This is a genomic window from Rhodococcus sp. C3V, from assembly GCF_029269915.1.
GTDB classification, from domain to species: Bacteria; Actinomycetota; Actinomycetes; order Mycobacteriales; family Mycobacteriaceae; genus Rhodococcus_F; species Rhodococcus_F qingshengii.
In genome coordinates this window covers 177,788-202,727 of the sequence record NZ_JARJBE010000007.1, presented here as the reverse complement: position 1 = coordinate 202,727, position 24,940 = coordinate 177,788, and the positions used below count along the sequence as shown (strand labels likewise).

Genomic DNA, 24,940 nt, shown 5'->3' with positions numbered 1-24,940 from the left:
TGATGACAATCTGGAACGAACTTGCCGGGCTCGATTTCGAGTTGACGACCGTCGACGCCGGCGGTGTGCCCACGCGCTCTCTGCAGGCAGGATCCGGTGACGAGGCCGTGATCTTCCTGCACGGCACCAGCGGACACCTCGAGGCATTTGCACGCAATATTGCACCGCACGCCGAGTCTTACCGGGTTCACGCGATCGACATGCTCGGCCATGGTTACACCGGCAAGCCTGACTACCCGTACGAGATTCCGTGCTACGTCGAGCATTTGGTGAACTACCTCGACGCGGTCGGACTGGACCGTGTGCACTTGGTGGGTGAAAGCCTCGGTGGTTGGGTCGCTGCCTACCTGGCCAGCGAGCAGCCCGAACGTGTTCTGTCGCTGCAGTTGCTGGCAGCAGGCGGAACAGTCGCGAACCCGGTAGTCATGGAGCGCATCAAGACGTCGACCGCGAAGGCCGTCCAGAGTGACGACATCGAATTGACCCGCGCACGTATGCAGTTGCTCATGCATGATCCCGCCGATGCAACCGAGGAATTGGTTCAGGCTCGTCACCGGATCTACCATCAGCCTGACTTTGTCGCCAACATCCACAACCTCCTTTCCCTGCAGGAGATGGAGGTTCGCCAGCGGAACCTGCTGCGCCCGGATCGAATGGCACTCATCAAGGCGCCGACTCTTGTGGTCTGGGGTCAGGAAAATCCGTTCGGTGATGTTCCGGAAGCGAAGAAGATGGCCGAGGATATTCCGGGCGCTCAGCTCGAACTCTACTCGGAGTGCGGTCACTGGCCGCAGCACGAGCAGGCAGCGAAGTACAACCCGCTGAGCCTCGAGTTCTTGGCAAAGGCATCAGCCAGCGCGAAGGCAGCTATCTGAGAAGTTCCTGCCAAATATGCTGCTGCGTAATGGAGCCGGTCTCTCGATTGGGAGGCCGGCTTCCGCGTTTTCGAAGGTACAGTCATCGTCTTACAGCGAAGGAGTTCTCGTGAAGAAAGTACTTCTGCTGACGGCCGACGCCGACAACGGACTCGGTACCGCAATCCGTGACGCCGTCAGGGGTGAGGCGGAGGTAGTTCGATTACCTGAGCGCACCACGGGGGCGCTCCGTGCGGAGTTGCCGACATGCGACGTCGTGGTGGGGGACTGGAGTGGTGATCTGCCACTGGGCAAGGAGGAAGCAGAGCTCGGCCGGAATGTGCTCCTCGTCCAACAGCCTGGTGCCGGAACCAATTTCATCGATGCCGAAGCCTGGCGCGCCGCCGGAGTTCCGGTGGCGAATACTCCCGGTGCAAACGCGAACTCGGTTGCGGAGTGGGCAGTGCTCGCGGCAGGTGTGTTGTGCCGCTCCATGTTCTGGGCGCACAACGAGGTTACCGATGGTCGATGGCCACAGGAATCCATCCTGACGCGCGATTGCCGCGATCTGGCGCAGCGCCGGGTCGGCGTCGTAGGTGTTGGTTCGATCGGCCGCCGGTGTGCAGAATTGTTTGCCGCCTTCGGTTGCGACGTCTATGTCACCGCGCGTTCGAGACCGCGTGACACTGTGGCTGCGACGTTTGTGTCACTCGACGAGTTACTGCCTCTCGCGGATGTCCTGGTGCTGGCCGTCCCGCTTACGGAATCAACTCGGGGACTGATCAATTCCCATCGAGTTGCGCAGTTGCCCACCGGAGCGATCGTGGTCAATGTGGCGCGCGGCGCTGTCGTCGACGACGCGGCATTGGCGCGTGCCTTGCGTTCCAGGCATGTCGGCGGCGCTGCCCTCGATGTGTTCGACGTTGAACCACTACCGATTTCGAGCCCGCTCCGTGGATTCGATTCGACCCTCCTGAGCCCGCACGTCGCCGGCGGCAGCGCCGGAGCGCGTGCGTCGATCTATTCGATGACGGCGCAGAATGTCGCCAGTGCGCTGCGCTCGCAGACAATTCGGTGGACATTGTGATTCGGTGGACATTGTGATCGAGGGCCGTGTTACCGAAGTATTTCGGTCCGCACGTTCCTCCAGGTGCAGTGTTTCGCCGAGGTAAGTTCCTGTCCCCGGTCCGCACGGTGGACCCGGTTGGTTCTCGGGTGTAGGTACACACAGCTAGGTTTGCTCTCCACGACCCGCAACTGCGGCACAGATCACAAACAAAGGTGTGAGTAGATGGCCTCGCTGTCAAAGTTTGGAAGGACTGCTCTTGTTTCGGCTGCGCTGCTGCTGACCGTTGCAACCGGCGCATGCAGCCGCCCGGCGACGCAAAGCACAGCTGATTCTGCCGGAAGTGGACCACTGCGTATCGCAGTCGGAATCGATGCTTCCTACGCTCCGTTCTTCGTAGCGGATCAGGAAGGCATGTTCGACGCTGCCGGTTTGGACGTCGAACTCGTCCAGTTCGGTCGTGGTGGCGAGGCCGTCGACGCACTCTCGACCGGGCAGGTCCAGATCGCCGGTAGCTCCGATACGACAACGATCGCCCAGTTGCGTCAGAATCCGTCGTTGCGCGCGATGTACTCGTACGAGGCGTCGGGTGACTACATCAAGGTCGTGCTGCGTAACGGTGTCGACTCACCGGCTGCGATCAAGAAGATGGGCATCGTCCCGGGTCTCAGCCAGATTTCGACGGACAAGTACCTCGCTGCCAATTCCATTGCCCCCGGTTCGGTCGAGATGATCTCGGCGACCCCGACGGACATGCCCGCACTGCTCAGTCGCGGCGACATCGACGGGTTTGTCCTGTGGGAGCCGTGGCCGGCCACCGCCCTGGATCAGGGAACCGGCCACGTGGTGGCAGTAACCGGAGACTACGGCTGGTTCTATCATCATTGGGCGATCACGACGGCTCCGTGGTTGTCGGCCAACGAAGAGACAGCGCGAACCGTCGCGAAGGTGCTCGACGAGGCAACGCGCAAGGTCGAGTCGGATCCGGGCGTGGCAGCGTCCGCGACCAAGGCGGCTGTGAACGTCAGCGAGGATCAGACTATTGCCGCGGTGGACGAGATCGACTTCGCCGTGGTGAATCTCGAAGCTGCGGATGTCGAGTCGGCTCAGTCGATCGTAGATTTCTACAAGTCGATCGGTGTTCTCAGCGACCAGCCGGATCTCGAATCGGCAATGCTTCTGGATTGGTACAAGGATGGTGCACAGTGAGTATCGCAACAAGTGGTTCAACGACCAGCTCGACGAATAGCGCGGGGACAGCCGGCCCCGGCAAGAAGAACACCGGTGTTGCCATCGACGTGGTCGACCTCGGAATCAGCTTCGGCGCGGCGGAGATCGTCGCCGGAATCGACATGCACGTGCAGCCAGGTGAATTCGTCTGTCTGCTCGGTCCGAGTGGCTGCGGCAAGTCGACGCTGCTGTCGTCCATGGCCGGCTTCGTGGAACCCAGCGCCGGCGAGATCGTGTGCGACGGAGATGTCGTCGCCGGCAGTAACCGCCACGCCGGCATGGTGTTTCAGAGCTCCGAAGCGTTGTTCGAATGGATGACCGTGAGCCAGAACGTGGCCTACGGCCCCAGGATGCGTGGAGCGAACCGCAGCGAGCAGGCGAGTATCGCGGCCGAGTACCTCGCGATGGTCGGCTTGCCCCACGCGGGTGCGAAGTTCCCCTCGCAGCTGTCCGGCGGTATGCGGCAACGTGTTCAGATCGCACGAGTTCTTGCCAACCAGCCGTCGTTGGTTCTCATGGACGAGCCGTTCGGTGCGTTGGACGCTCAGACTCGTCAGGTTCTGCAGACCGAACTCGACCGTATCTGGCGGCACACCCGCTGCACCGTGGTATTCGTGACTCACGATATCGACGAGGCACTGACGTTGGCTGACCGTGTGATCGTGATGTCGGCCGGCCCGCGGGCCCGGATCAAGAGCGTCTACGAGGTCAATGCGGCTCGTCCGCGAGACCGCAACGATCCCGAGGTGATCGAGCTCTACGAGAAGCTGCGGGACGACATTCGGGCAGAAGTGGTTGCGTCGCTGCGGAACCAAGGCATTGAGGAGGACGAGCTGTGACGGCTGTAGTGACCGGTGGTTCAGCCGGTGTGAGAACAGCGAAGGTGGCGGAGACAAAAAAGCGTTCGTCGGCGCGGCGATCCAAGATTGTCAAAGCGACGCTGATGTATGCAGCCTCAGCGGCAATCGGTTTGGGCATCTGGTCGTTCCTGGCGTGGTGGTACGGGCCGACCACCATTGCATCACCGGCCGAAGTATGGTCGGCGGCACAGGAACTGTGGGAGAGCGGCGTTCTGTGGTCGTCGATCACCGCATCGGGTCAGCGAATTCTCATCGGCTGGTTCCTGGGTGTCGTGATCGGTGCTCCCGTCGGAATTCTGATGGGCCGCATTTCCATCGTGCGACAGCTCCTCGATCCGTACATCGAGTTCTTCCGGTTCATTCCGCCTATTGCGTTTGTCACTCTCGCCGTCGTCTGGTTCGGCATCGGTGAGACGTCGAAGGTTGTTCTGATCTTCTACACCTCGGTATTCATCGTCACGGTCAGCACGATTGCCGCGACTGTAGCGATCAGCGAGAACAAACTGCAGGCAGCGGCAAATCTTGGTGCCAACAAACTTCAGATCATGAAGACGGTGGTCTTGCCGTCGTCGATCCCCGGCATCGTCACGGGCGCTCGCCTGGCGATGGGCAACAGCTTCCTCACCATCGTGTCGGCGGAGATCGTCGCCGCCGACCAGGGTATCGGTTCGATGATCTGGCAGGCTCGAAACTACGGCCGGATCGACTGGACGTTCGTCGGCATCATCGTCCTGGGCATCATGGGCTTCATCTTCGACCGGATTCTCCGCATTCTGTCCTCGCGGTACCTCGCCCGTTACGGCGTCAAATAGTCAGGAGCGCAGCATGAATCACCCGCTGAGCATTGCCGAGCAGGCCGGAATTCCGGGACCGCCCGAGTTCACCGATATCGAGAGTGAGCGGCGTCGTCGCAAGACCGCTGTCATCGGCGGGTATCGGATTTTGTCGAAATTCGGTTTGGACGAGGGAATCTCGGGACATATCACCGCCCGAGACCCAGAAGATCCGGAGACTTTCTGGACTGCGCCGTTCGGGCGGCACTTCTCCCAGGTTCAGCCGGAGGAATTGCTGCATGTGGCGTCGGACGGCGCGGTCATTTCCGGAGACGGACCGCTCAACCGAGCAGCGTTTGTCATCCACAGCAAGGTTCACGAGGCTCGTCCCGACGTCATCGGAGCTGTTCACGCTCACGGTTTGAACGGTAAGGCGTTCTCCTCGCTGCACACCCGCCTCACGCCGATCACTCAGGACGCGTGCGCCTTTCACGAGGATCACTCGATCTACGAGGAGTATCACGGGGTGGCGCTGGACGAAGAGGAGGGGATTCGCATCGCGGATGCCCTCGGATCGAACAAGGCCGTGATCCTCACCAACCACGGTCATCTGACCGTCGGAACTTCCGTGGAGAGCGCAGTGTGGTGGTATGTGTCGATGGAGCGGTCGATGCAGGCGGAGTTGACGGCGCGAGCCGCCGGTGATCCGGTTGTCCTGCACGAGAAGATCGCGGCGCAGACCTACGAAGCAGTCGGCACCGAGAAGGTGGGGTGGTTTGCGTACTCGACCATCATCCAGAAGATCGCAGCAGACGAACCCGAGGTATTCGCGCACTGAATTCTTCGCGCACTGAATTCCTGCGAGCATTGGGCCCGTCGACCGAGAGGTCGGCGGGCCCTTTTCGTGTTGTCCCGCAACTGTTACCGAGGTCTGTTGAGCGGACCGGTTTCATTTGCGTGAGTCCGTCGGCGCAATACCGTATCGAGTGTGAACAAAACGTCTTCCACGGCGACCGACAACGAGATCGGCGTCGATATTCTGATCATTGGTGCCGGCCCCGCCGGGCTGTACGGCGCGTACTACGCAGGCTTCCGCGGCCTCTCGGTTGCCGTGATCGATGCCCTTGCGGAACCGGGGGGACAGGTCAGTGCGATGTACCCGGAGAAGGCGATCCTCGACATCGCGGGATTGCCTTCGGTCAAGGGACGCAACCTCATCGAGGGTTTGATGGCGCAGGCTGCCCCGTTCGATCCGGTGTACCTTCTGGGCATGCAGGCTCGTGAGCTGTCGCATGACGACGACGGCCGGGTGCGGGTCACCACCAGCACGGGCCAGGTCGTGGTGGCCGGCGCGGTTGTCATCACCGGCGGCATCGGAACCTTCACCCCGCGTCCGTTGGCGAAGGGTTCGGAGTTCATGGATCGGGGGCTGAGTTACTTCGTCCCGGATTTGTCGGCGCACACCGGGAAAGACGTTGTCATCGTCGGTGGCGGCGACAGCGCGTTCGACTGGGCCGTTCACCTGGAACCGATTGCCAAGTCCGTCACCCTGGTTCACCGGCGAGATCGTTTCCGCGCGCACAAATCCACAGTCGCCAAGGTGCAGGAAAGCAGTGTCCAGGTTCTCGTCAACGCCGATGTCTCGGCGGTACGTGGAAACGGGTGGATCGGCGAGGTCGACATCACCCACAAACAAGACAAGAGCACGTCCACGCTGCCCGCTCAATCCGTCATCGCTGCATTGGGATTCACGGCCGACCTCGGTCCGATGATGGAGTGGGGAATCGAGATCGACAATCGCCACATCGCGGTGAACACACGGATGGAGACGAATGTTCCGCGTGTGTATGCCGCCGGGGACATCACGGACTATCCCGGCAAGGTCCGCTTGATCGCCGTCGGTTTCGGCGAGGCCGCGACTGCGGTGAACAACGCTGCGGCAGTGCTGGATCCGGAAGCAGAAATCTTCCCTGGACACTCCACCGAACAGGAGAGCTAGGCAATGGCATTTGTCATCGGTGAAGCATGCATCGACTACACGGACCGATCGTGCATGGAAGAATGCCCCGTGGATTGCATCTACGAGGGTGATCGCAAGCTCTACATCAACCCGAACGAATGCATCGATTGCGGCGCTTGCGAATTGGCCTGCCCGGTGGAGGCGATCACCGTCGACCGGAAAGCAGACCCGGATTTCAAGGAAGACAACAAGCGCTTCTTCCTCGAGGTCTTGCCTACCCGTAGCGAGCCCGTCGGAAATCCGGGTGGTTCGGCAAAGATCGACATCGTCGGCGTCGATACCCCGATGGTTGCGGCGTTCTGATGGCTGGCGGCCTGCAACTCGGATACGTTGATTCGTCTTTCGGGCAATTGCATTACGCGCAGCAAGGTTCGGGTGAGGCGATTCTCCTGCTTCATCAGGCGCCCCGGTCGTGGGACGAGTTCCGCGAGTTCATTCCACTCCTTGCCGACGACTTCCGCGTTGTCGCGATGGACATGCCGGGGTACGGCAACAGTGCTCCGGTGCCCGGCCCGCAGACCATCGAGACCTATGCGCGAGGCGCGTGGGAATTGCTCGACACCCTGGGCGTCGATCGAGTCACGGTCATCGGTCACCACACCGGTGCGGCAGTGGCGCTCGAGATGGCGGCATCACGCCCCGAGAGGGTGCACGCTGCCGTGCTCTCGTCGTGCCCGTGGACCGACCGCAACTACCGCGAGGGGCACTCGGGACCCGGTGGGATCGACTGCGTCGACCGGGCCGCAGACGGTAGCCATCTCACCAGGCTGTGGGAGATGCGTCGCCCCTACTACCCCGAACCAGGCACCGCACTGCTCGACAGGTTCATCCGAGACGCGCTTGCCTACCGGGTAGATCCGGCGGAGGGGCACAAAGCCTGCGCCCGCTACGTCATGGAGGCGAGAGTCGGTTCGGTGACTGCGCCGGTTTTGCTGATCGGCGCGCAGAAGGATCCCTTCTCGATGCCTAACATTGCGCCGTTGCGTGCACACCTGACGGGTGCGGCAGTGGTGGAAACGGAGATCGTCGAATCGGGGACCGTCGCACTCGTCGAGGAGCACGCTCCGCAGATTGCATCCGCCGTCCGCATGTTTCTGGAGAATTACGCAGGTAGGCGCCCCGTGTAAACTCTGCGGGACGGGTTCACTGAGCGGACCGTGTGGCGTGCGTCTCATCGTGTCGTCACCATAGTGTCAGTCTCGAAGCACCTGCACCTAACGAGGACCCCGACCGATCTCGGTCGTTGTGGCACTCGGTCTCGGCAGGCTGTCACAGATCGTTCAGGAGGACACTCATGGCCGCTCCACAACAATCCGTCGGGTTCGGATCCGTACTACCCATCGCGTCGGAAACGACCGCTGCATCGCAGCCTGCAGGTGAACTGTCCTCGGTCCTGGGCAAGGCTCGAATGATCTTGGACGCTTTCGACACCGACCACAGTGACCTGTCTCTGACGGAGCTCACCCGGCGCAGTGGGGTCGCGAAAGCGACGGTTCACCGGTTGGCCGGCGAGCTGGTCGAGTGGGGATTGCTCGAGCGCGCGGGTACCAAGTACCGGCTCGGCCTGCGATTGTTCGAGCTGGGCCAATTGGTGCCGCGTCAGCGGATTCTGCGCGACGCGGCGCTGCCGTACATGGAGGACCTACTACTGGCGACGCAGGAGACGGTTCACTTTGCGGTTCGTGACGGCATCGACGTCCTCTACATCGAGAAGATCATCGGACACCGCGGGCTCAATCAGCAGTCGCGGGTGGCCGGTCGGCTCCCGCTGTACTGCACCGCCACCGGCAAGATCATCCTTGCCTTCTCCCCGCAATCGGTCTTCGACGAGGTAGTCGAGCAGGGTTTCACCGCCTTGACCAGTCGAACGACGATGTCCGTCAGCGTGCTGCGCCAGCAAACCGAGCGGATGCGTAAGGAACAACTCGCGGTGGAGGTCGAGGAGACACGGCTCGGGTACATGAGCGTCGCAGTGCCGGTGTTCAGCGGCCCGCGCACTCTGGCCGGCGCGTTGTCTGTGACAGCGCCGACGGCTCGCCTCAACGTCAGCCGCATCACCGGGGCCCTGCGCACTGCCGGCGCCGGAATCACCCGAAAACTTCATGCCATGAAGTGCACACATTCGCCGAGCGACCCGCTGGCTCTGCGCACGATCTGCAGTCCGGTGATGTGTTCGTTCAACGGTTGCGGCAAGTAGCGAGGCGCGGTCTATCGCCGGGCGCGGAACACGCTCTTCTCGCAGTCCCAGGTGTGTGGGCCGACGCCCCTCTCACGTAGCACTGCTTTCTGTACCTTGCCGGTTTCGGTGAGTGGCAACGTGTCCACGACGTCGATGTACCGGGGAAGTGCAAAGTACGGCAGCTGTTGCTGGGAGAACTCCAGAATCGAAATGGGGTCGAAAGATACTCCGGGGCGCAGTATTACAGTTGCCATGACGTCGTCCTCGGCCAGATCCGACGGTACCGGGAAGACGGCAACCTGACCGACCGACGGATGCAACGCCAGAACGGTTTCCACTTCGGCCCCGGAAATATTTTCACCGCGGCGCCGAATCACGTCTTTGATGCGATCGACAAATCGGAACCAGCCGTCTGCTTCCCGAATCACCCTGTCACCGGTCTGTATCCAACTCTCCGTCGCCGGAATCTCCTCGCCCAGATAGCCCAGTGAACAGGCGCCGGGGATCGTGCTGCGGACCACCAGTTCGCCGGGCTCCCCGTCTGCGGCCGCAGTACCGTCGTTGACGACTGCGGCGTCGTAGCCACTCATCACCCGCCCCATGTACCCGGCCCGCCGATCTCCCGGAAGTGTGCCGATCACGAGATTGGTTTCGGTACTTCCGAATCCGTCCACGAGTTCTACACCGAATCTCTGGGCAAACGGTTCGATCAGATGAGCCGGCGTTGCGGGGGCAAGTGCCACGTGGACGCTGTGCTGTCGGTCTTGCGGCGATGGGTCCGCGTTCATCAACATGGCCACCATCGCACCCAGCAGGTAGTCGACAGTTGCGCCGATCTCGCGAACTTCGCGCCAATGATTGCGGACCGAAAAGCGTTGTCCCAGGAAAAAAGTAGACCCGGCCCAAAGGGACTGAACAAAGGCATTGAGAGCATTGGTGTGAAACAGCGGCAGGCAGTTGTACAGCACATCGTCCCCGGTGAGCCCGAGTGAGGCGCCGACGCCTTTGCCCCACTGCAGGAACTGCGCGTGCGGGCATCGAACGCCTCGGGGCAGACCGGTGGTGCCGGAGGTGAAGAGTATCGCGGCCAGGTCGAGCGGATCGAGGGTCTCGGGCTCACAGCCCGGATGCGAACCGGCAGTGGGGACGCACTGTTCACCCATGACCCACACGGTGCCGTCGAATCCGGCTACAGCGCCTGAGTATTCGGGTGAAACCAGGATCCGTTGTACACCAGCCTGTTCGAGTGCGCCGGCAACACTGTCGGCTCGGAGGGCCGTATTGAGTGGGACGACAACCGCACCGATCCACGCGCATCCGAGAACAAGGTCTGCCAGTTCGATCCTGTTGCCGGACAGTGCCGCCACGCGCTCCCCACGGCCGACACCGTGATTACGGAGATCCGCCCCCAACGACGCTGCACGATCCCGCAATTCGCGGTAGGTGACCGTGATCCCGTCGACGACGAGCGCCGGGTGCTCCGGACGCTCCAAAGCTCGCCTCCGGATCAAATCCGGAAGCGAGCGCGGAATGGCATGTGCGTCGTGGGGCATGGGTAATTGTATCCCTCAGGGTACGACGACGGCCCGGCCGGCAACCTTGCCCTCACCCATCAACTGCAGTGCCGTTGCGATGTCATCCAGCGGAAACTCCTGCACTGCAACGGAAATCTTGCCTTCGATGAGCAGCCGGATCATTTCAGGTGCCAGTTCGGCTTGCCGGGCAGTCTTGCGAATCATGTTGACGGGCAGGATCCGGACATCGCTGAGCAACCAGTTCGGCAAGTCCAGGGTGAGGCTCTTACCCAAGGTATATCCGATCAGGGCAGCCCGGCCACCGGGGACAACACTCGCCAGAAGGTGCGGCAAGCCGTCGCCGCCAAGCGTGTCGATCACGGCGTCGACGGAAGGCTCGGATCCCACCACTCCGGCAAGTTCGTCGCCTTGCCCGACGACGGGACGCACACCCTCCGGAAGCAAGGCAGCCTGATCTTCGCGCGGTACAACACCGATTACCTCGGACGCTCCGGCAAGCAGAGCGAACTGTGCTGCCATCGATCCGACAGCGCCGGATGCTCCGGCGACAACAACTCGTTCGCCGGGAGCGACGGCTGCAATGTCGTTGACGGCAACATAGCCGGTTGTGCTGGGCAGGAAGAAGGTTGCGGCGACGGCCGGCGACAGTGCGGGATCAAAGGGTGTGAACGCCTTGTCTGCCGCTACCAGATACTCAGCCCAGCAACCGTTCTTGAACAGTCCGACTCCGCCGCCTCGGACCAGAAGGCGGGTGCCAGGCTCATAGGTGTCGGATTCGATTACCGTCGCCGCTCCGTCTGTTCCACCGATATGTGGCAGGTTCGGCTTGACTCCGAAGTTTCCGCTCGCGACGGTGATGTCGAGATGGCCGAGCGCGGCAGCGTCGATGCGCACGAGCGTCTGACCGGATTCACGTGTGGGAATGTCGATGTCGTCGATGACCGGTGAAGTGCCGAACTGATGGAGTCGGGCCGCGCGCATTGTGTCTCCTAGTAGCGATCTGTGAATGGATGTACTGAATATGAGTGCGGTCAGGACAGGATCGACTGGTCGCGAAGTCCGGCGATCAGTTCGTCGCTGTATCCGAGCACCGACTCGAGGACGTCGTCGGTGTCCGCGCCCAGCACCGGCGCAGCGCGTCGGATCGAGCCGGGTTCGGAGTTCCGGCGAACGGGGATGCCTTCGTGGAGGAATGTTCCGGCGAGGGGATGTTCCTGTGCCGAATAGAAACTGCGTGCCCGAAGATGTGGATCGCTCTCGACCAGGTCGCGTCCGTCCTGGACGGTGCCGGCCGCGATACCCGCCGATTGCAAGCGTTCCATGACGGTTTCGGGTGACAGAGTCCTGGTCCAGTCGGCGATGGCGTCGTCGATACGTTCGTGATCGGCTTGGCGGCTTTCTGCACTCGCGAAGTCAGGATTGCCGATCCATTTCTCTGCTTCGATGATGCGGCACAATGCATTCCATTCCGTGGTATCGCGAACGGCAATCGAGCACCACCGGTCGCTGCCGAGGCACGGGTACACGCCGTGTGGTGCCAGTTCGTGATGGCTGTTGCCGATCGGATCGGGGGACTGTGACCGGGCGGCTCGGAGAACGCTGGTACCCATGTGCGCTGCCATGGCTTCGAGTTGTGACAGGTCTACGTGCTGTCCCCGGCCGGTCCGGTCGCGGTAGTCGAGGGCTGCCAGCATCGCGACGCCGGCTTGCAGTCCGGCGACGATGTCGCCATGGCCGTAGATGACTCCGACAACGTCATCGGCGTTCCAGCCGGTCAGTGCGGTCAAACCGGTACTTGCCGAAACGATGTCGGCATACGACACCCAGTCCTTGCGAGGACCGGTGTGACCCATCCCGGACATCGACACGTAGATGATGTCCGGGTTGAGCTCCCGGAGTTGTTCGTAGCCGAGCCCCATCTTGTCCATGACCGACGAGCTGAAATTCTCGACCACGACGTCGGAGTTCCTGATCAGGTCGCGCAGTACCGAAAGGCCCTCTGCGGATCGGGTATCGAGTGTGATGCTGCGCTTGTTGCGGTTGACGTCGTTGAAGTACCCGCTGGTGTTCGGATTGTCGTGCGGTCCTCGCGAGAGATGCATGAACGGTGCAAAGCGAGTCGGGTCCGGGCGTCCGATCGATTCGACCTTGATGACATCGGCACCGTGGTCGGCAAGGATTCTGGTGCCGTACGGGCCCGCCAACACCCACGTGAGATCCAGGACGCGGACACCTTCGAGGCTGGGCGTGCTGCCACCGCTGAACTCGTGGGTTTCGTTCACTGCCACAGGCGAGGTGGCCTTCAAGAGTTCCTGATGCTGGCCCAACCGGGCAGCCTCGAGCGTTCCGATGCGCCGGCCTTCGGGGAAAGCGAAGCCGAACCCGAGATCGCGGTAGGTACCGTGATCTCCGGTCACGTCGGTGAAGAAGTCCCGGTCGTTGAGTTGCGGGTTACGCAGCAGTTCTTCGGGCCGGTCGACCGCTGCCCACGGCAACTTGCGTGACTGCGCGCTGACCGCGAATTCTTCCTTCGGCCACTTCGCGATGAAGGCGGACAGAACGTCGAAAATGTGTTCCTGATGCGTCTTTCGGTAGACCGCGTCGGACCACTCCGGTTGATCGAGATCGTCCTGAGCATCGTTGTCGATCAGCCAGGCCAACATGCCGTCCCACATGCGGGGGCTACCGCCGAGGCCGCCACCGACATAACCGTCGGCGGCCTGGAACAGTCCGTGCGGAACGAGCGGATGTACCCGGCCCGGACGCGGTGGTACGCGGTCCTCGTGAATGTAGGCAAGAGTGCCCGCTTCCAGCGCGGCGGCAACACATTCCTGAGCGCTGATCTCCAGCAACGGGTTGTGGCCCTTGGATCGCGAACGCAGTCCGAGAAGCACGCCGATTGCGGCATTGATTCCGGCGAGCTGCTCAGCCTGGAGTTCGGGGAGCAGCAGTGGAGGGTGCTCGGGATCGCCGACCTGGGCCATCATCCCGCCGAGTGCCGCGACGGTCAGATTTGTTGCCTTCCAGTCACTTCGCGGTCCGGTTGTGCCGAAGGGTGTCACTCGTACGTGAACGAGAGATCCTCGGTTGTCGCGTAGAGCGCCGGTCGCGCTGCCGTCGAGCAGGACGTCGGCACTGCGCAGCAGTGCTTCGAAAGCGAGGCGATCGTTGCTGTCGTCGATATCGAGGACAACGGACTTCTTGCCCGCATGCCAATGCAAGTACGAATCACCCTGGGACTCGGTGCGACTGGGGTCACCGGTGGGTGGTTCTACCAGAATGACCTCGAAACCCAGCCCGACCAGGATGCGCCCGGCGAATCGCGCAAACGGACTGGAAATCTCTACGACCCGTACCGGGGGATGCACCACAACTACTCCGTTTCAATCGAAAGATATCGCCGAACCGACTGGAGTCGAACGTAGTTCTGCGGGCCGGTGGGCGACATGATTTCGGTCTGCCCACCGGACCCGTTCTCACTCTCCGCTCAGGCGGCGTTCTGCTCGAACCATCCCGAGAGGAGGACAGCGGACGGATCGATGTCCGCGGAGATCTTGCCCTGCTCGCGGAAGAATGCAACAAGTTCGTTTGCGCGCTCCACGTCGTCCTCGGTGAATCCGCGTCCACCGAAATCGATTTGGGTCACCCGGTCTGCGGCCTCGGCCGGGTCCATCTGGATAGACGCGGCAATTGCGGTTGCAGCCCGATCCGGATCCGAGTTCACGATTGCCGACGCTTCCGAGATCACCTTGAACACCTTGCCTGCGGTTTCTTCGTTCGCGGACAACCAGTTGTCCGAAGCGATGATCCATTGGGCGTACTTGGCGCCGAAGTCGCCGGTCGTGGCAACAACGCGCCCGCCGGTATTGACACTCTGCGTCACCCAGGGGTCGAAGGACAGGAAGCCGTCGATGTCACCGCGCGCCAGCAAAGCAGGCTGTTCGGGCGGGCTTGTGCTCACGAGTGTGACCGTCGTGGGGTCGATGCCGAGACTGGCCAGGTACTGGTTCGTGAAGTAGAGGCCGATGCCGGGGAAGACGCCCATGGTCTTGATCGACTTCGGCTCGACGCCATTCCTCAGTACAACCTGGAAGTATCGGTCGGATTCCTGAAATACGCCCAGCGCCCGCAGGCTCGGATTGGCGGCCATGACGGACAGTGCCGTCGAGTCGGCATTGCCGGAGAGTTCCGAAGTTCCGGCTACGACGTTCTGGGCGCCCGCCGCCCCGCCTTCCGTCTGGATGACCTGGACGTCGAGGCCGGCGGCCTCGAACATGCCCTCGTGGTCGGCCAGGAAAATCGGGGCGTACGACGGGTCTACACCCACCGCGATCCGTACCAGGCCACCACTTTCCGCGGAGTTGTCGGTAGCGGGCCGGGTGCATCCGCTGACCGCGATCGTCAGGGCGGCGAGAGAAGCGACTGCGCCCACCCATTTCTTCTGAAATTTGTTGAGCATGATGGCCTCTCGGTAAATGGGAGCTGTCAGCGTCCCGTGAAGGTGGGGGACCGCTTGTCGAGGAATGACTGAAGTCCCTCAGCAGCGTCGTCCGTCTTGATCAGGTCGAGCACTGCCTCGAATTCGAGATCCAGCGCTTGATCGAGCGGCAACGACATGCCCTCGTCGACAATGCGTTTGATCATTCCGATGGTGGCAGTGGGTTTCGTCGCGAGTTCGCGTGCGAGGTCAGCGCAATGCGCATCGAGGTCGGCGTCCGCAACGACGGTGTCGACCAGGCCGATATCGAGTGCATGCTCGGCGCTGAGGCGCTTGCCTTCGATCATGAGCACTTTGGCTCGGTGAGCCCCGATGAGGCGTGGAAGTCGCTGGCTGCCACCGGCACCCGGAAAAAGCCCAAGTCCGATCTCGGGGAAGCCGATGGTCGCCGACTGCGCCATGATGCGGAAGTCGCAGGCCAACGTCAGTTCTGCTCCGCCGCCGAGTGCGTGCCCGTTGATCTTCGCGACGACAGGTTTGGGAGCCGACTCGAGGATCCGCTGTACGTCGACCCACGGGCGCATCGCGCGCTGAGTTTCTTCCGTCAGCTCGCGCATCACGGTGATGTCCGCACCGGCGACGAAGAACCGTCCAGTGCCCGTCACGACAATGACGCGGACGGTCTGGTCCGACGCGAGTACCGGCAGTATCTCCAGAAGCTCGGCGATCATGCTGGGGTTGAATGCGTTGGCTGGAGGTTTGTCGATAGTCACGGTGGCAATCGAGTCTGTGACCTCGACGGTGACGAAGTTGTAGGTCTGGCCGGTCTGTCTTGTCAAGTGAGCTCCTGTCAGCGGGTTGGCGGGGTAAACCGGTCGAGCCGGGGGATGTGTAGTGGGAAGTATGGTGGGGACCCTCACGCGGCGGTACCGCTCGGGTTCGGTCAGTAGACCAATGCGGATGCTGATCGCGTAGGAACTTTCTTCGCTGTGATCACGGCGATATTTGCTCCTGTGACAGGATTGAGCCCGTGACTTCTGCAGTACCGACACCGCCCGCGCCCTCCGTCGACAAGCGTCCCGAGTCGATTTTCACGATAGGGACCAGGCTCGAGGACCGGCTCGGACGAACCGGAACCATCCACACACCGCACGGCGATATCGCGACGCCGTCGTTCGTGGCTGTCGGAACCAAGGCCACGGTCAAGGCCGTGCTGCCCGAGTCCATGAAGGAACTCGGTGCGCAGTCGTTGCTCGCCAATGCGTACCACCTGTACTTGCAGCCGGGACCCGACATCGTCGACGAGGCCGGCGGGCTGGGCAAGTTCATGAACTGGGACGGGCCCACCTTCACCGACAGCGGCGGCTTCCAGGTCATGTCGCTTGGTGTCGGGTTCAAGAAGGTGCTCGCGATGGAGGCCGTCGGTGTGCAGTCCGACGACGTCATCGCGAAGGGCAAGGAGCGTCTCGCGACAGTCGACGACGAGGGCGTGACGTTCAAATCGCACCTCGACGGCAGTAAGCATCGCTTCACCCCCGAGGTGTCGATGCAGATCCAGCATCAGCTCGGCGCCGACATCATGTTCGCGTTCGACGAGCTCACCACGTTGCTCAACACCCGCGGCTATCAGGAGCGATCGGTCGAGCGCACGCAGGCGTGGGCGATCCGCTGTATCAATGAACACGAGAAGCTCACCGCCGAACGCGCTGACAAGCCCTATCAGGCTCTCTTCGGCGTGATCCAAGGCGCGCAGTACGAAGATCTGCGACGTCAAGCCTGCCGCGGACTCGAGTCGATCGAAGGCGAGAACGGATACGGCTTCGACGGCTACGGCATCGGCGGCGCCCTCGAGAAGCAGAACCTCGGAACGATCGTGCGTTGGTGTAACGAGGAACTACCCGAGAACAAGCCGCGTCATATGCTCGGCATCAGTGAACCGGACGACTTCTTCGTCGCAATCGAGAACGGCGCGGACACTTTCGACTGCGTCAACCCGTCGCGTGTTGCTCGCAATGCTGCGATTTACGTCCGCTCCGGCAGGTTCAACATCAACACCAGCCGATTCCGTCGTGACTTCACGCCTATCGACGACGAGTGCGACTGCTACACGTGCGCCAATTACACCCGCGCGTACATCCATCACCTCTTCAAGGCGAAGGAAATGCTCGCGTCGACGCTTTGCACCATCCACAACGAGCGATTCACCGTGAAGTTGGTCGACGACATCCGAGCCAGCATCGAAGGTGGGTACTTCCACGACTTCAAGGCAGACATGCTCGGAAAGTTCTACGCGGCGAAGACGCCTGCACCTCAGGCGTAGGTCGGTTCGCGCTTCTTCACGTATGCGATGACGCGGTAGGTGATCGGCATGACCAGAACCTCGACAAGCGTCTTCCACAGGAAGCCGACCAGCACGTAGTTGATGAAGTCTTCCCATGTGCTGATGCCGATGACACCGGCCGCGATGGAACAGAAGATGAGGGTATCGGCGAATTCGCCGACGACGGTCGAGCCGATCAGTCGCGCCCACAGATGCTTCTCCTGCATGCGCTTTTTCATCATGACCAGAACCAGTGAGTTCAGTAGCTGTCCGACGAGGTAGGCGGCCAAGCCCGCGACCAGTAGCCGGGGAATGACACCGACCACGGTTTCGAGGGCGGCCTGGTTCTCGTAGAACTCTGCCGACGGGAGTTGCACTGCAATCCAGAAGCACGCAGCGGCGAGAATCAGTGCGCCGAAGCCCAGGTAGATCGCGCGTCGGGTCGCTTTGAAGCCGTAGACCTCGCTGAGCACGTCACCGAGGACGTAGGCGAGCGGGAACAAGAAGAATCCACCATCGGTGATGATGGGCAGAATCTGCAAGGGACCGAGCGAGAAGTCGGAATCCGCAAAGAAGGCGACCCCCTTGGTCGCCGCCACGTTCGAGATCAGCAGCGTTGCGGTGAAGAGCGCGACGATCGTCGGGTAATAACCCCGGCTGACGTGCGCAAATTTGGTTTCGTGGGTCGATTCGTCTTGCTGATCCTGAGCTGTCACGTCCGTCATCCAAGCACCACAAGGCGCTCGGATGCGAGTTGGCGACCGTCCAGTTGCGCAGAACACACCGAAGGCCCTGCGGTTTCACGTGGAACCGCAGGGCCTTCGGTGATGCAAACGAACTGATCAGGCAGCTACATGGCCGCCGGTCAGCACGCGGTATGCGTAGGTGCTGGCGATCAACGCGACGGGCGCCGTCACCAGAAGACCGATTCCACACAGCAGCGCACCGACGATGTTGATACCGATCAGAGCGAGCGCCAGCAGGACCAACGTTCCGACGTTCGACGAGGTCAACGCGTAACTCGATTTGATGCCCGAAATCGCATCCTGATTCTTGTCCACGATGAAGGTCAGCGTGTAGTAGAGCAGGAACGCCGCGATGATGCCGGGAATGATGCAGAGAGCCAAACCGACGTAAGTTGCCACTGCTACCAGGAAACCGCCGAGAACAACTGCGCCGATGTTGGTGAATTGGAAGAAGGTGCCGAAAGCCGGCTTGATTCCATCCAATTCGCTCAACGCTCCACGAAGGAATGCGGCTTGGATGATGTAGCCGACGATAGCGGTGACCAATCCACCCACAATGGACAGCGCGCTGAATTCGGTATTGGTGTAGTCGAAACCGTTGAAAGCGCCCTGGATCAGTCCGGCGATCAAGAACGCGATGATCGAGATTCCGATCCAAACCAATGCGTTGTCTTTGAACTTGTTCCAGCCGTAGGTAATTGCGGCGCCCACGGAAAGCTGCGGTCCACCGAATCCTGCGCCGTAGTCATTGGCGGGCGGCGGTGGGAAGTTGCCGCCTCCGGGAGGTGGCGGGTATCCACCGGGCGGTGGGTAGTTGCCACCGGGAGGGGGATAGCTTCCACCCTGTGGAGGCGGCGGATATCCACCTGGCGGCGGGTAATTGCCACCTTGAGGAGGTGGGGGGTATCCACCAGGCGGCGGGTAGCTTCCGCCCTGCGGAGGCCCCGCCGGCGGGGGATAGCTCCCAGGAGGAGGCGTTCCCTGCTGGCCGTAGGGATCCTGGGGCGGGAATTGCTTTCCGTCCTCGGGATTCTGGTTGGGGTCGTGCCCACCGGTTGTCATATGCGCACCTAACCCTTGACTACCTGAGTTCCACCAGCGAGCTCGTCATGCTTGCCCTGCTTGGTGGGGCTGTTGTTGATCGTGACCGCGATGACGATGTAGGCGACCAACGCGAGGATTCCGCCGATGATCGGAATGATCGAGAGCAACGTGAAGGCGTTGCGAATCGCAGACTGCTGGACGGAGGGGCGAGGTGCGCCACCCGGACCGTGTACTGAAAGGCCCAGAATCATCTTTCCCAAAGTCCGACCCTGCGTTACTTCCATTGCGATGAAGTAAGCGAAGGTCAGAATTCCCGAGAACAGTCCCGAGACCAGAATCAAGCTGTCGGAGTCACTGACCAATAGAGCCAGAATCGCGGCGATGACGCCGACGATGATGCCGTCGATGATGCGGGCACCGAGTCGAATCCACAGATCGCCCGGCTGAGCACCCGAAGGCAGCCGGTTTCCTCCGCCGTACGCACCTTGGTCGTTGAACTGCGGAGGCGGCGGGAAGTTTCCGCCCTGGGGCGGCGGCGGGTATCCACCGGGAGGCGGGTAGTTGCCACCCTGAGGGGGCGGGAAGTTTCCGCCCTGTGGAGGCGGCGGGTAGCTACCGCCCTGCGGGGGGCCTGCGGGTGGTGGGTAACTTCCGGGAGGAGGTGTTCCCTGCTGGCCATATGGATCCTGGGGTGGGAATTGCTTCCCGCCTTCTGGATTCTGGTTGGGGTCGTACCCACCGGTTGTCATGTGTTCCCCTCAGTCGTAAATATCGCGCTCGAGTGTGACAGTGGATATGACCCTACTGGGATCAAAGAGCGATGTGGATGACATCTGCTCACTTGGATTCGGAGGTCACCTGTGGTTTAGGCTGAGTTGTATGACGAGTTCCGGGGGCAACAACGACGATTCTTCGAGCGATTACCAGGCAAAACCTGGGTACGGAGAATTTCCGAGCCTGCCTCCTGAGGGGTACGGCGTGTCCCCGTCCGAAACGCAGTCTTCACCTGAAGTTCCCGGATATACCACTCCCAACGAGCAGTACCCGGGTTATCCACCGCCGTCGTACAACCCGCCCGGTAATAACCCCCAGCCGGGCGGAATCGGTGAACCGAACCCGTACCTGCCGCCGCAGAATTTCGGACCGCAGAATCAATATCAGCAGAATCAATATCAGCAACCCGGACAATACGGACAGGCTCAATACGGACAGCCTCAGTACGGCCAACCTCCGAACCCGTACGGTCAACCGAATCAATTCGCGGGTGGGTACGCACCGCCGATGCAGCCGGTCGGCACCAATGGTCTCGCAATTGCATCGCTGGTTGTATCGCTTGCGGGTGGTTGCTTCTACAGTCTCGGCGGAATCGTCGGAATCATTCTGGGAATTGTCGCGCTCAATCAGATCAAGCAGACAGGTCAACAGGGGCGCGGGCTTGCGATAGCCGGAATTGCGGTCGGCGCGGCCTTCTTGGCAATTTTTGCCGTGATTCTCGTAGTCGCACTCATAGCGAGTGCATCGTCGTCGTACTGAAGTGCCGTCGTGCTGAAGTGGCGAGCGCTCACACGGGAGTGACGACGGACGACGCAGGAAGTGGCTTGCCGAAGTAATAGCCCTGGCCCATGTCGCAGCCGGCCCGCAAGACGTTGGCTGCGTGTTCCGCGGTTTCGACGCCCTCTGCGATCGAATCAAGCCCTAGCTTCCGAGCGATGTCGGCGATGGACTCCATGACCATGAAGGCGCGGTCTCCAGCACGACCCGCTGCGCTGACGGCCCAGGTCAAGGATTGGTCGATCTTGAGAATATCGAGCGGCAATTCCGACAATGCGGAGAAGGACGCGAAGCCCGCCCCGAAATCATCCAGCGCGATTCGAATTCCCTCGTTGTGCAAGACGTGAAGAGTCTCGGCGGCATGCCGGCCTACGACGCCGAGCTCGGTGACTTCCACGATTATTCTGCTCAGTGGCGTTTGTGAACTGTCGAGCGCTCCGAGGATCTCGTGAGCGGCGTGCGGGGTAGCGAGTTGGCGAGGCGAAAAGTTGACCGCGACCATCATGTGCTCAGGCCACGACGCTGTTTGGGCACAAATCATTTCCAGAGCTTGTAGCCCGATGGGAATGATGAGCCCAGAGGATTCGGCGGAGCGCATGAAATCTTGAGGTTCGATCAACCCTCGCAGCGGATGGCGCCAACGCAAAAGAGCTTCATAGCTGATAATTGCTGACGAGTTCAGATTGACCTGGGGTTGATACAACACCTCGAATTGATGGTCGTCGAGTGCCTCGCGAAGCTCGCGGACCATGCGTATTCCTTTTCGTCCTGAGTCGCCCGTGCCGCACGTGCGTGTCAGCGTGGATGCTGCAAGTGGGTACTGTGGTCGGATTCCAGGTTCAGATCCCGGGCGTGGTTTTGCAGGAACAACTCGCCCTGAATTTCCTTCGCCAGTCTCGACCGTACTTCACTATTCGAGAATTGCCAACGAATAGCTATTGCGGACGGCTTTGTCATATCGGACAATCGTAGTTTTGTTCCGACGAGGCACCGATTGATACGTCACTTACTTCGCCGGGAAAATCCACGGGGTCCGGGGGATCTTGCGAGAGTCGAATCGATCCGCCAATTGGGGTGGTGTGACAACCTCGCCGGGTTCGGCGAGACCGATGCTCGACGCGATCATCGTCAGAACCTGCTCGGTACTGCGTCCGGCCTCGAGTTGATCTGCCAGAGTCACTGCGCCGTCGCGCTTCGCGAGTCGCTTGCCTTCACTGTTCAAGGCAAGAGGAACGTGGGCGTACGACGGTGGTTCGATGTCGAGCAGCTGGGCAAGGTATGCCTGACGTGGAGCCGAGGTCAGGAGGTCGTCGCCGCGAACCACCTGGTCGATGTTCTGTGCACCGTCGTCGACGACAACGGCAAGGTTGTAAGCGGGCACCCCGTCTCCGCGGAGCAGGACGACGTCGTCGACTGGTCCCGTCACCTCGCCGAACAGTTCGTCATGGACGGTGAACGAGTCGATGCCGGCCCGTAGCCTCAGCGCGGGAGATCGGCCACTTGCCGATTTCTCGGCGCGTTCGGCCTCCGAAAGGTTCCGACACGTGCCGGGGTAGGCGCCGTCTGGAGCATGGGGCGCTGACGGTGCCTGCAGGATCTCCTTGCGTGTGCAGAAGCAGGGATAGGTCAGGTCACGCTCGCGCAATTGGTCGATAGCCTTGTGGTACAAGGGAAGACGGTGTGACTGCAATACGACTGGGCCGTCCCACGTGAGGCCGAGCCTGCGCAGATCGTCGAGTTGTCGTTCCATCGCGCCGGGGCGGACACGGTCGAGATCCTCTACCCGAATGAGGAAGTCGCGCCCGCTGGTGCGGGCGAACAGCCAGGCCAGGAGGGCAGTCCGGAGGTTTCCCAGATGGAGATCGCCGGACGGACTCGGCGCGAAGCGTCCTGCTCCTTCCACGTCAGCTGGCGAGCCCGACGGAGGCGAGCGGGTTCTCGGCGTCGTGCAGGGTGAGGCGGATCTGGGTTTCCAAAGCGTGATCGAGGTACTGCGGCGGATACATGGCGGGGCTTCCGAGTGCGTCGAGTGCCAATCCATTGACGGTTGAAAGCAGAAGTGCCGCTCTGGTTTCCGCTTCCGGAGTTCCGATGCCGATCAGAACTGTCGAGATGCCGGTGCGGATTGTGAACAGGGTTGTCCGGCGAATTTCGGAGAGTGACTCACTGGTTGCGGCGCGCACGGCAAACGCGGCGAGCACATGCGCCTCACGCGTGCGTTGCTCGTCGAGGGGCAGGAGTTGCGAGAGCGCCTGGAACAGGGCGGTATGCGGGTCTGCGTCGGCGGACGATTCGGCCAGTCGCGTCAACAATCGATCGACGAGTGTTCGCAGTGCGAATGCGAACATCTCGTCCTTGGTCGAGAAATGATGTTGCACTGCGCCGATCGAGACACCCGCCCGTTTTGCGACCTCGCGAACGCTGGCATTTTCCAGTCCGGATTCCGCGGCGACATCGAACAATGCCGCCGCAAGCAGGTCTGGACTCGTGGAGGATTTTCGGCGTTCCGGCATACCGCGACATTACATGCGTATGGAAGTAATGCCCACGTCAGGGGTGCTTTTTCACGCCTTCCGGCCGAGGAAGGCAAGGAGTTTCGTCGCTTTGTCAGCGTTGTCCGGAACCTGTATTTCCGGGCCGCACACACCGCTCATGCGGATCGACTCGCCCAGGCCCGCGGCGATCTCCGACACCCACTCCACGTCCGCGTCTCGCATCGTCGTATCGGTGCCGGTTGCGGCCGCGAGGTCCCAACCGTGGATGACCAGATCGAAACACAAGAACCCCTCGACCGTGGCCCCGAGGTTGGTCCTGCCGAAGTGTCCGTCGTATTCCAGGGTGGACTTTGCCGGATCGTCCAGAATTTCCTGCATCGAATTGCGGACGGCCGCCCAGGCTGCCGACGGGTCGTCGTCGACCGACGGACCGGGTGCCAATTCCAGGCCGACTACCTTGACCATGTCTCGTTCGCTGTCGAGCACGTGTCTCACCACGTCGCGGGCGGTCCAGCCCTCGCAGGGGGAATCGTCGTCCCAGCGGTCGGCGGGTACGGCGTCGATCCGGGCCGTGAATCCGGCAGCCAGATCCCGATAACGCTGGGCGGGGGAGATCTCTGTTGAAGTCATGACAACAATCCTTCACCGCCACAGCGCATCGTGATTGATTATTTCGGACATTCACTCGATCTCCGGGGCTTCCGCCCAGATGTCCATCGGTACGACCCCGGCACTCTTGCCCTCGTCGTCGAGAAGTCGGCCCACCCTCTTCATCGATCGCAGCACCACTGACCTGTTCAGCACCACCAGGCCCGGTGCCTCTTGTGCGAGTTGTACTTCGGTAATGGGAGTTTCGCGAAGGGAGTGTGCGGCGATCGCGAGCAGTGTGTTGGCGCGTCCACCGGATATCCGCATGCACACCCGCGTTCCCGGCACTCGCTCCACCAGGGCACGAATCGTCGACCGGTCCGTGGGATCGACATATCCCCACACCCAGGTCACGAGGGGCCAGCCGGACAGTGGCAGAGACACGTCGCAGCGGAACACGATCTGGTTGCGCGACGTCAATTCGGCAAGTCGCCGCCTGACCGTACTTTCGCTGAGGCCGGTACCGACCGTGAGCTCGGCAATCGACGATCGACCGTCCTCACCCAGTTTCAATATCAATTGGCGGTCGACAGCGTCGAACGTCTTCCCGTGATGGCGCTGATCCGTCGGCGCGTATTTGTATCGCACAGGCCGGTCTGTCATCGTCGCTCGCTGCGCGGCATCGAGTACCTGCAATTTCCAGTCGTCTCCGATCGCGAAGACCTCGGTGACGAGGTGTGCACGCGAACTGACGATCCCGGGTACCGACGCGAGCGACCGAAGCAGGAAGCGCGACAGGAAAGCCATGTCTCTGACCTCGACGAGAAGTGTCAAGTCGCCTGGGCCGCTTGTGTGTTCGACGCTCAGTACGTGCGGCCAGCGGGCAAGTCGTTCTGCAATCGTCAACGCGTTCGAAGTCGTGCAGTCGACTTCGACAAAAGCCAGACACGACTCCGGACGGCCATGGCCGGTTGCCCTGGCAGAGACCCAGGCGGTGCCGGAATCCTGTAACCGCTGCCAGCGGCGAGCCACGGTAACCGGATCCACTTTGAGCGCGTCGCCAACCGTGCGCCACGACGCTCGCGGGTCGAGTTGCAGGCAATTGATCAGGGCGAGGTCGACGTCGTCCAGTACGGCGGAATCCTGCGTTTCTTCGATCATGGTGCAAGTATCGTGCATCTTCATTGTGTCTGGGATCACTTCATTCATGCTCGAAGGGCAGAACGCGGTGGCGAGTGCCC

At 61.6% G+C, this 24,940-nt stretch carries 25 protein-coding genes; 12 read left to right on the top strand and 13 right to left on the bottom strand.

Annotated elements, in window-relative coordinates; genetic code table 11:
- Window positions 1–2: 2 nt before the first annotated feature.
- The 10 genes from P3G66_RS19485 (at window position 3) to P3G66_RS19440 (ending at window position 9,000) form a co-directional block, all read left to right on the top strand.
- A complete protein-coding gene (locus P3G66_RS19485; protein WP_276117013.1) occupies window positions 3–875 on the top strand; it encodes an alpha/beta hydrolase in 873 nt (290 codons plus the stop codon).
- A 109-nt stretch (window positions 876–984) separates the two neighbouring features.
- Complete coding sequence (locus tag P3G66_RS19480) at window positions 985–1,941, top strand: NAD(P)-dependent oxidoreductase (protein WP_019746501.1); 957 nt, start codon at window positions 985–987, stop codon at window positions 1,939–1,941.
- Window positions 1,942–2,145: 204 nt separating this feature from the next.
- Window positions 2,146–3,129, top strand: coding sequence for an ABC transporter substrate-binding protein (locus P3G66_RS19475; protein WP_007731624.1), 984 nt, complete (start codon window positions 2,146–2,148; stop codon window positions 3,127–3,129).
- Window positions 3,126–3,989 (top strand): ABC transporter ATP-binding protein, encoded by an 864-nt coding sequence (locus P3G66_RS19470; protein ID WP_007731623.1) that lies wholly within the window; start codon window positions 3,126–3,128, stop codon window positions 3,987–3,989. The genes P3G66_RS19475 and P3G66_RS19470 overlap by 4 nt, the downstream gene beginning before the upstream one ends.
- Window positions 3,986–4,822, top strand: coding sequence for an ABC transporter permease (locus P3G66_RS19465; protein ID WP_019746502.1), 837 nt, complete (start codon window positions 3,986–3,988; stop codon window positions 4,820–4,822). Before P3G66_RS19470 ends, P3G66_RS19465 begins: the two co-directional genes overlap by 4 nt.
- 13 nt (window positions 4,823–4,835) lie before the next feature.
- Entirely contained in the window at window positions 4,836–5,621 is a 786-nt protein-coding gene (locus P3G66_RS19460; protein ID WP_054188628.1) for a class II aldolase/adducin family protein, read from the top strand.
- A gap of 150 nt (window positions 5,622–5,771) precedes the next feature.
- A complete protein-coding gene (locus P3G66_RS19455; protein WP_276117012.1) occupies window positions 5,772–6,782 on the top strand; it encodes an NAD(P)/FAD-dependent oxidoreductase in 1,011 nt (336 codons plus the stop codon).
- 3 nt (window positions 6,783–6,785) lie between these two features.
- The gene (locus P3G66_RS19450; protein ID WP_007731605.1) at window positions 6,786–7,106 is read left to right on the top strand and encodes a ferredoxin family protein; all 321 of its coding nucleotides are present in this window, start codon (window positions 6,786–6,788) and stop codon (window positions 7,104–7,106) included.
- A complete protein-coding gene (locus P3G66_RS19445; protein ID WP_007731603.1) occupies window positions 7,106–7,930 on the top strand; it encodes an alpha/beta hydrolase in 825 nt (274 codons plus the stop codon). The genes P3G66_RS19450 and P3G66_RS19445 overlap by 1 nt, the downstream gene beginning before the upstream one ends.
- A gap of 167 nt (window positions 7,931–8,097) precedes the next feature.
- Window positions 8,098–9,000 carry an IclR family transcriptional regulator gene (locus tag P3G66_RS19440; RefSeq protein WP_007731601.1) on the top strand — a complete coding sequence of 301 codons (903 nt, stop codon included), beginning with the start codon at window positions 8,098–8,100 and terminating at the stop codon, window positions 8,998–9,000.
- Window positions 9,001–9,011: 11 nt separating this feature from the next.
- Here P3G66_RS19440 and P3G66_RS19435 read toward each other — a convergent pair whose 3' ends face one another.
- The 5 genes from P3G66_RS19435 to P3G66_RS19415 all read right to left on the bottom strand — a co-directional run bounded on the left by P3G66_RS19435 (window position 9,012) and on the right by P3G66_RS19415 (window position 15,794).
- The gene (locus P3G66_RS19435) at window positions 9,012–10,535 is read right to left on the bottom strand and encodes an AMP-binding protein (protein ID WP_054827402.1); all 1,524 of its coding nucleotides are present in this window, start codon (window positions 10,533–10,535) and stop codon (window positions 9,012–9,014) included.
- Between the two features lie 15 nt (window positions 10,536–10,550).
- Window positions 10,551–11,498, bottom strand: a complete 948-nt coding sequence (locus P3G66_RS19430) for a zinc-binding alcohol dehydrogenase family protein (RefSeq protein ID WP_007731598.1) — start codon at window positions 11,496–11,498, stop codon at window positions 10,551–10,553.
- A 50-nt stretch (window positions 11,499–11,548) separates the two neighbouring features.
- Window positions 11,549–13,885 carry a CoA transferase gene (locus P3G66_RS19425; RefSeq protein ID WP_230359430.1) on the bottom strand — a complete coding sequence of 779 codons (2,337 nt, stop codon included), beginning with the start codon at window positions 13,883–13,885 and terminating at the stop codon, window positions 11,549–11,551.
- Between the two features lie 119 nt (window positions 13,886–14,004).
- A complete protein-coding gene (locus P3G66_RS19420; RefSeq protein WP_007731596.1) occupies window positions 14,005–14,976 on the bottom strand; it encodes an ABC transporter substrate-binding protein in 972 nt (323 codons plus the stop codon).
- A 26-nt stretch (window positions 14,977–15,002) separates the two neighbouring features.
- Window positions 15,003–15,794: an enoyl-CoA hydratase-related protein gene (locus tag P3G66_RS19415; protein WP_064112125.1), complete on the bottom strand. Its 792-nt coding sequence runs from the start codon at window positions 15,792–15,794 to the stop codon at window positions 15,003–15,005.
- A 191-nt stretch (window positions 15,795–15,985) separates the two neighbouring features.
- Here P3G66_RS19415 and tgt point away from each other — a divergent pair, with 191 nt between their 5' ends.
- Window positions 15,986–17,275, top strand: a complete 1,290-nt coding sequence (tgt, locus tag P3G66_RS19410; protein WP_007731594.1) for a tRNA guanosine(34) transglycosylase Tgt — start codon at window positions 15,986–15,988, stop codon at window positions 17,273–17,275.
- Here the strand turns inward: tgt and P3G66_RS19405 are convergent.
- From P3G66_RS19405 to P3G66_RS31970, 3 genes are all read right to left on the bottom strand, one after another.
- Window positions 17,266–18,000: a queuosine precursor transporter gene (locus P3G66_RS19405; RefSeq protein WP_030535741.1), complete on the bottom strand. Its 735-nt coding sequence runs from the start codon at window positions 17,998–18,000 to the stop codon at window positions 17,266–17,268. The two genes, tgt and P3G66_RS19405, sit on opposite strands and share 10 nt — an antisense overlap.
- A 117-nt stretch (window positions 18,001–18,117) precedes the next feature.
- Window positions 18,118–19,083 (bottom strand): hypothetical protein, encoded by a 966-nt coding sequence (locus P3G66_RS19400; protein ID WP_223304518.1) that lies wholly within the window; start codon window positions 19,081–19,083, stop codon window positions 18,118–18,120.
- A gap of 8 nt (window positions 19,084–19,091) precedes the next feature.
- Window positions 19,092–19,814, bottom strand: coding sequence for an RDD family protein (locus tag P3G66_RS31970; RefSeq protein WP_064073552.1), 723 nt, complete (start codon window positions 19,812–19,814; stop codon window positions 19,092–19,094).
- Between the two features lie 130 nt (window positions 19,815–19,944).
- On the opposite strand from P3G66_RS31970, the gene P3G66_RS19390 reads away from it, so the two are divergent.
- Window positions 19,945–20,598: a DUF4190 domain-containing protein gene (locus tag P3G66_RS19390; RefSeq protein ID WP_030535740.1), complete on the top strand. Its 654-nt coding sequence runs from the start codon at window positions 19,945–19,947 to the stop codon at window positions 20,596–20,598.
- A 28-nt stretch (window positions 20,599–20,626) separates the two neighbouring features.
- Here the strand turns inward: P3G66_RS19390 and P3G66_RS19385 are convergent, their stop codons facing one another.
- The 5 genes from P3G66_RS19385 to P3G66_RS19365 all read right to left on the bottom strand — a co-directional run bounded on the left by P3G66_RS19385 (window position 20,627) and on the right by P3G66_RS19365 (window position 24,860).
- Entirely contained in the window at window positions 20,627–21,367 is a 741-nt protein-coding gene (locus P3G66_RS19385) for an EAL domain-containing protein (RefSeq protein ID WP_003943863.1), read from the bottom strand.
- A gap of 255 nt (window positions 21,368–21,622) precedes the next feature.
- On the bottom strand, window positions 21,623–22,519 hold the full coding sequence (gluQRS, locus tag P3G66_RS19380; RefSeq protein WP_042447725.1) for a tRNA glutamyl-Q(34) synthetase GluQRS: 897 nt from the start codon (window positions 22,517–22,519) through the stop codon (window positions 21,623–21,625).
- A gap of 1 nt (window position 22,520) precedes the next feature.
- On the bottom strand, window positions 22,521–23,129 hold the full coding sequence (locus P3G66_RS19375; RefSeq protein ID WP_019746515.1) for a TetR/AcrR family transcriptional regulator: 609 nt from the start codon (window positions 23,127–23,129) through the stop codon (window positions 22,521–22,523).
- Window positions 23,130–23,180: 51 nt separating this feature from the next.
- Window positions 23,181–23,741 carry a TIGR03086 family metal-binding protein gene (locus tag P3G66_RS19370; RefSeq protein WP_050656464.1) on the bottom strand — a complete coding sequence of 187 codons (561 nt, stop codon included), beginning with the start codon at window positions 23,739–23,741 and terminating at the stop codon, window positions 23,181–23,183.
- 51 nt (window positions 23,742–23,792) lie between these two features.
- On the bottom strand, window positions 23,793–24,860 hold the full coding sequence (locus tag P3G66_RS19365; protein WP_064073653.1) for an Lrp/AsnC family transcriptional regulator: 1,068 nt from the start codon (window positions 24,858–24,860) through the stop codon (window positions 23,793–23,795).
- Between the last annotated feature and the right edge of the window lie 80 nt (window positions 24,861–24,940).

What these genes read in the sequence shown, in the direction of transcription:
- P3G66_RS19485 (WP_276117013.1), top strand. Translation starts at nt 3, where the DNA reads ATGACAATCTGGAACGAACTTGCCGGGCTCGATTTCGAGTTGACGACC.
- P3G66_RS19475 (WP_007731624.1), top strand. Translation starts at nt 2,146, where the DNA reads ATGGCCTCGCTGTCAAAGTTTGGAAGGACTGCTCTTGTTTCGGCTGCG.
- P3G66_RS19460 (WP_054188628.1), top strand. Translation starts at nt 4,836, where the DNA reads ATGAATCACCCGCTGAGCATTGCCGAGCAGGCCGGAATTCCGGGACCG.
- P3G66_RS19450 (WP_007731605.1), top strand. Translation starts at nt 6,786, where the DNA reads ATGGCATTTGTCATCGGTGAAGCATGCATCGACTACACGGACCGATCG.
- P3G66_RS19445 (WP_007731603.1), top strand. Translation starts at nt 7,106, where the DNA reads ATGGCTGGCGGCCTGCAACTCGGATACGTTGATTCGTCTTTCGGGCAA.
- P3G66_RS19440 (WP_007731601.1), top strand. Translation starts at nt 8,098, where the DNA reads ATGGCCGCTCCACAACAATCCGTCGGGTTCGGATCCGTACTACCCATC.
- P3G66_RS19435 (WP_054827402.1), bottom strand. Translation starts at nt 10,535, where the DNA reads ATGCCCCACGACGCACATGCCATTCCGCGCTCGCTTCCGGATTTGATC.
- P3G66_RS19430 (WP_007731598.1), bottom strand. Translation starts at nt 11,498, where the DNA reads ATGCGCGCGGCCCGACTCCATCAGTTCGGCACTTCACCGGTCATCGAC.
- P3G66_RS19420 (WP_007731596.1), bottom strand. Translation starts at nt 14,976, where the DNA reads ATGCTCAACAAATTTCAGAAGAAATGGGTGGGCGCAGTCGCTTCTCTC.
- P3G66_RS19405 (WP_030535741.1), bottom strand. Translation starts at nt 18,000, where the DNA reads ATGACGGACGTGACAGCTCAGGATCAGCAAGACGAATCGACCCACGAA.
- P3G66_RS19400 (WP_223304518.1), bottom strand. Translation starts at nt 19,083, where the DNA reads ATGACAACCGGTGGGCACGACCCCAACCAGAATCCCGAGGACGGAAAG.
- P3G66_RS31970 (WP_064073552.1), bottom strand. Translation starts at nt 19,814, where the DNA reads ATGACAACCGGTGGGTACGACCCCAACCAGAATCCAGAAGGCGGGAAG.
- P3G66_RS19390 (WP_030535740.1), top strand. Translation starts at nt 19,945, where the DNA reads ATGACGAGTTCCGGGGGCAACAACGACGATTCTTCGAGCGATTACCAG.
- P3G66_RS19385 (WP_003943863.1), bottom strand. Translation starts at nt 21,367, where the DNA reads ATGGTCCGCGAGCTTCGCGAGGCACTCGACGACCATCAATTCGAGGTG.
- P3G66_RS19375 (WP_019746515.1), bottom strand. Translation starts at nt 23,129, where the DNA reads ATGCCGGAACGCCGAAAATCCTCCACGAGTCCAGACCTGCTTGCGGCG.
- P3G66_RS19370 (WP_050656464.1), bottom strand. Translation starts at nt 23,741, where the DNA reads ATGACTTCAACAGAGATCTCCCCCGCCCAGCGTTATCGGGATCTGGCT.
- P3G66_RS19365 (WP_064073653.1), bottom strand. Translation starts at nt 24,860, where the DNA reads ATGATCGAAGAAACGCAGGATTCCGCCGTACTGGACGACGTCGACCTC.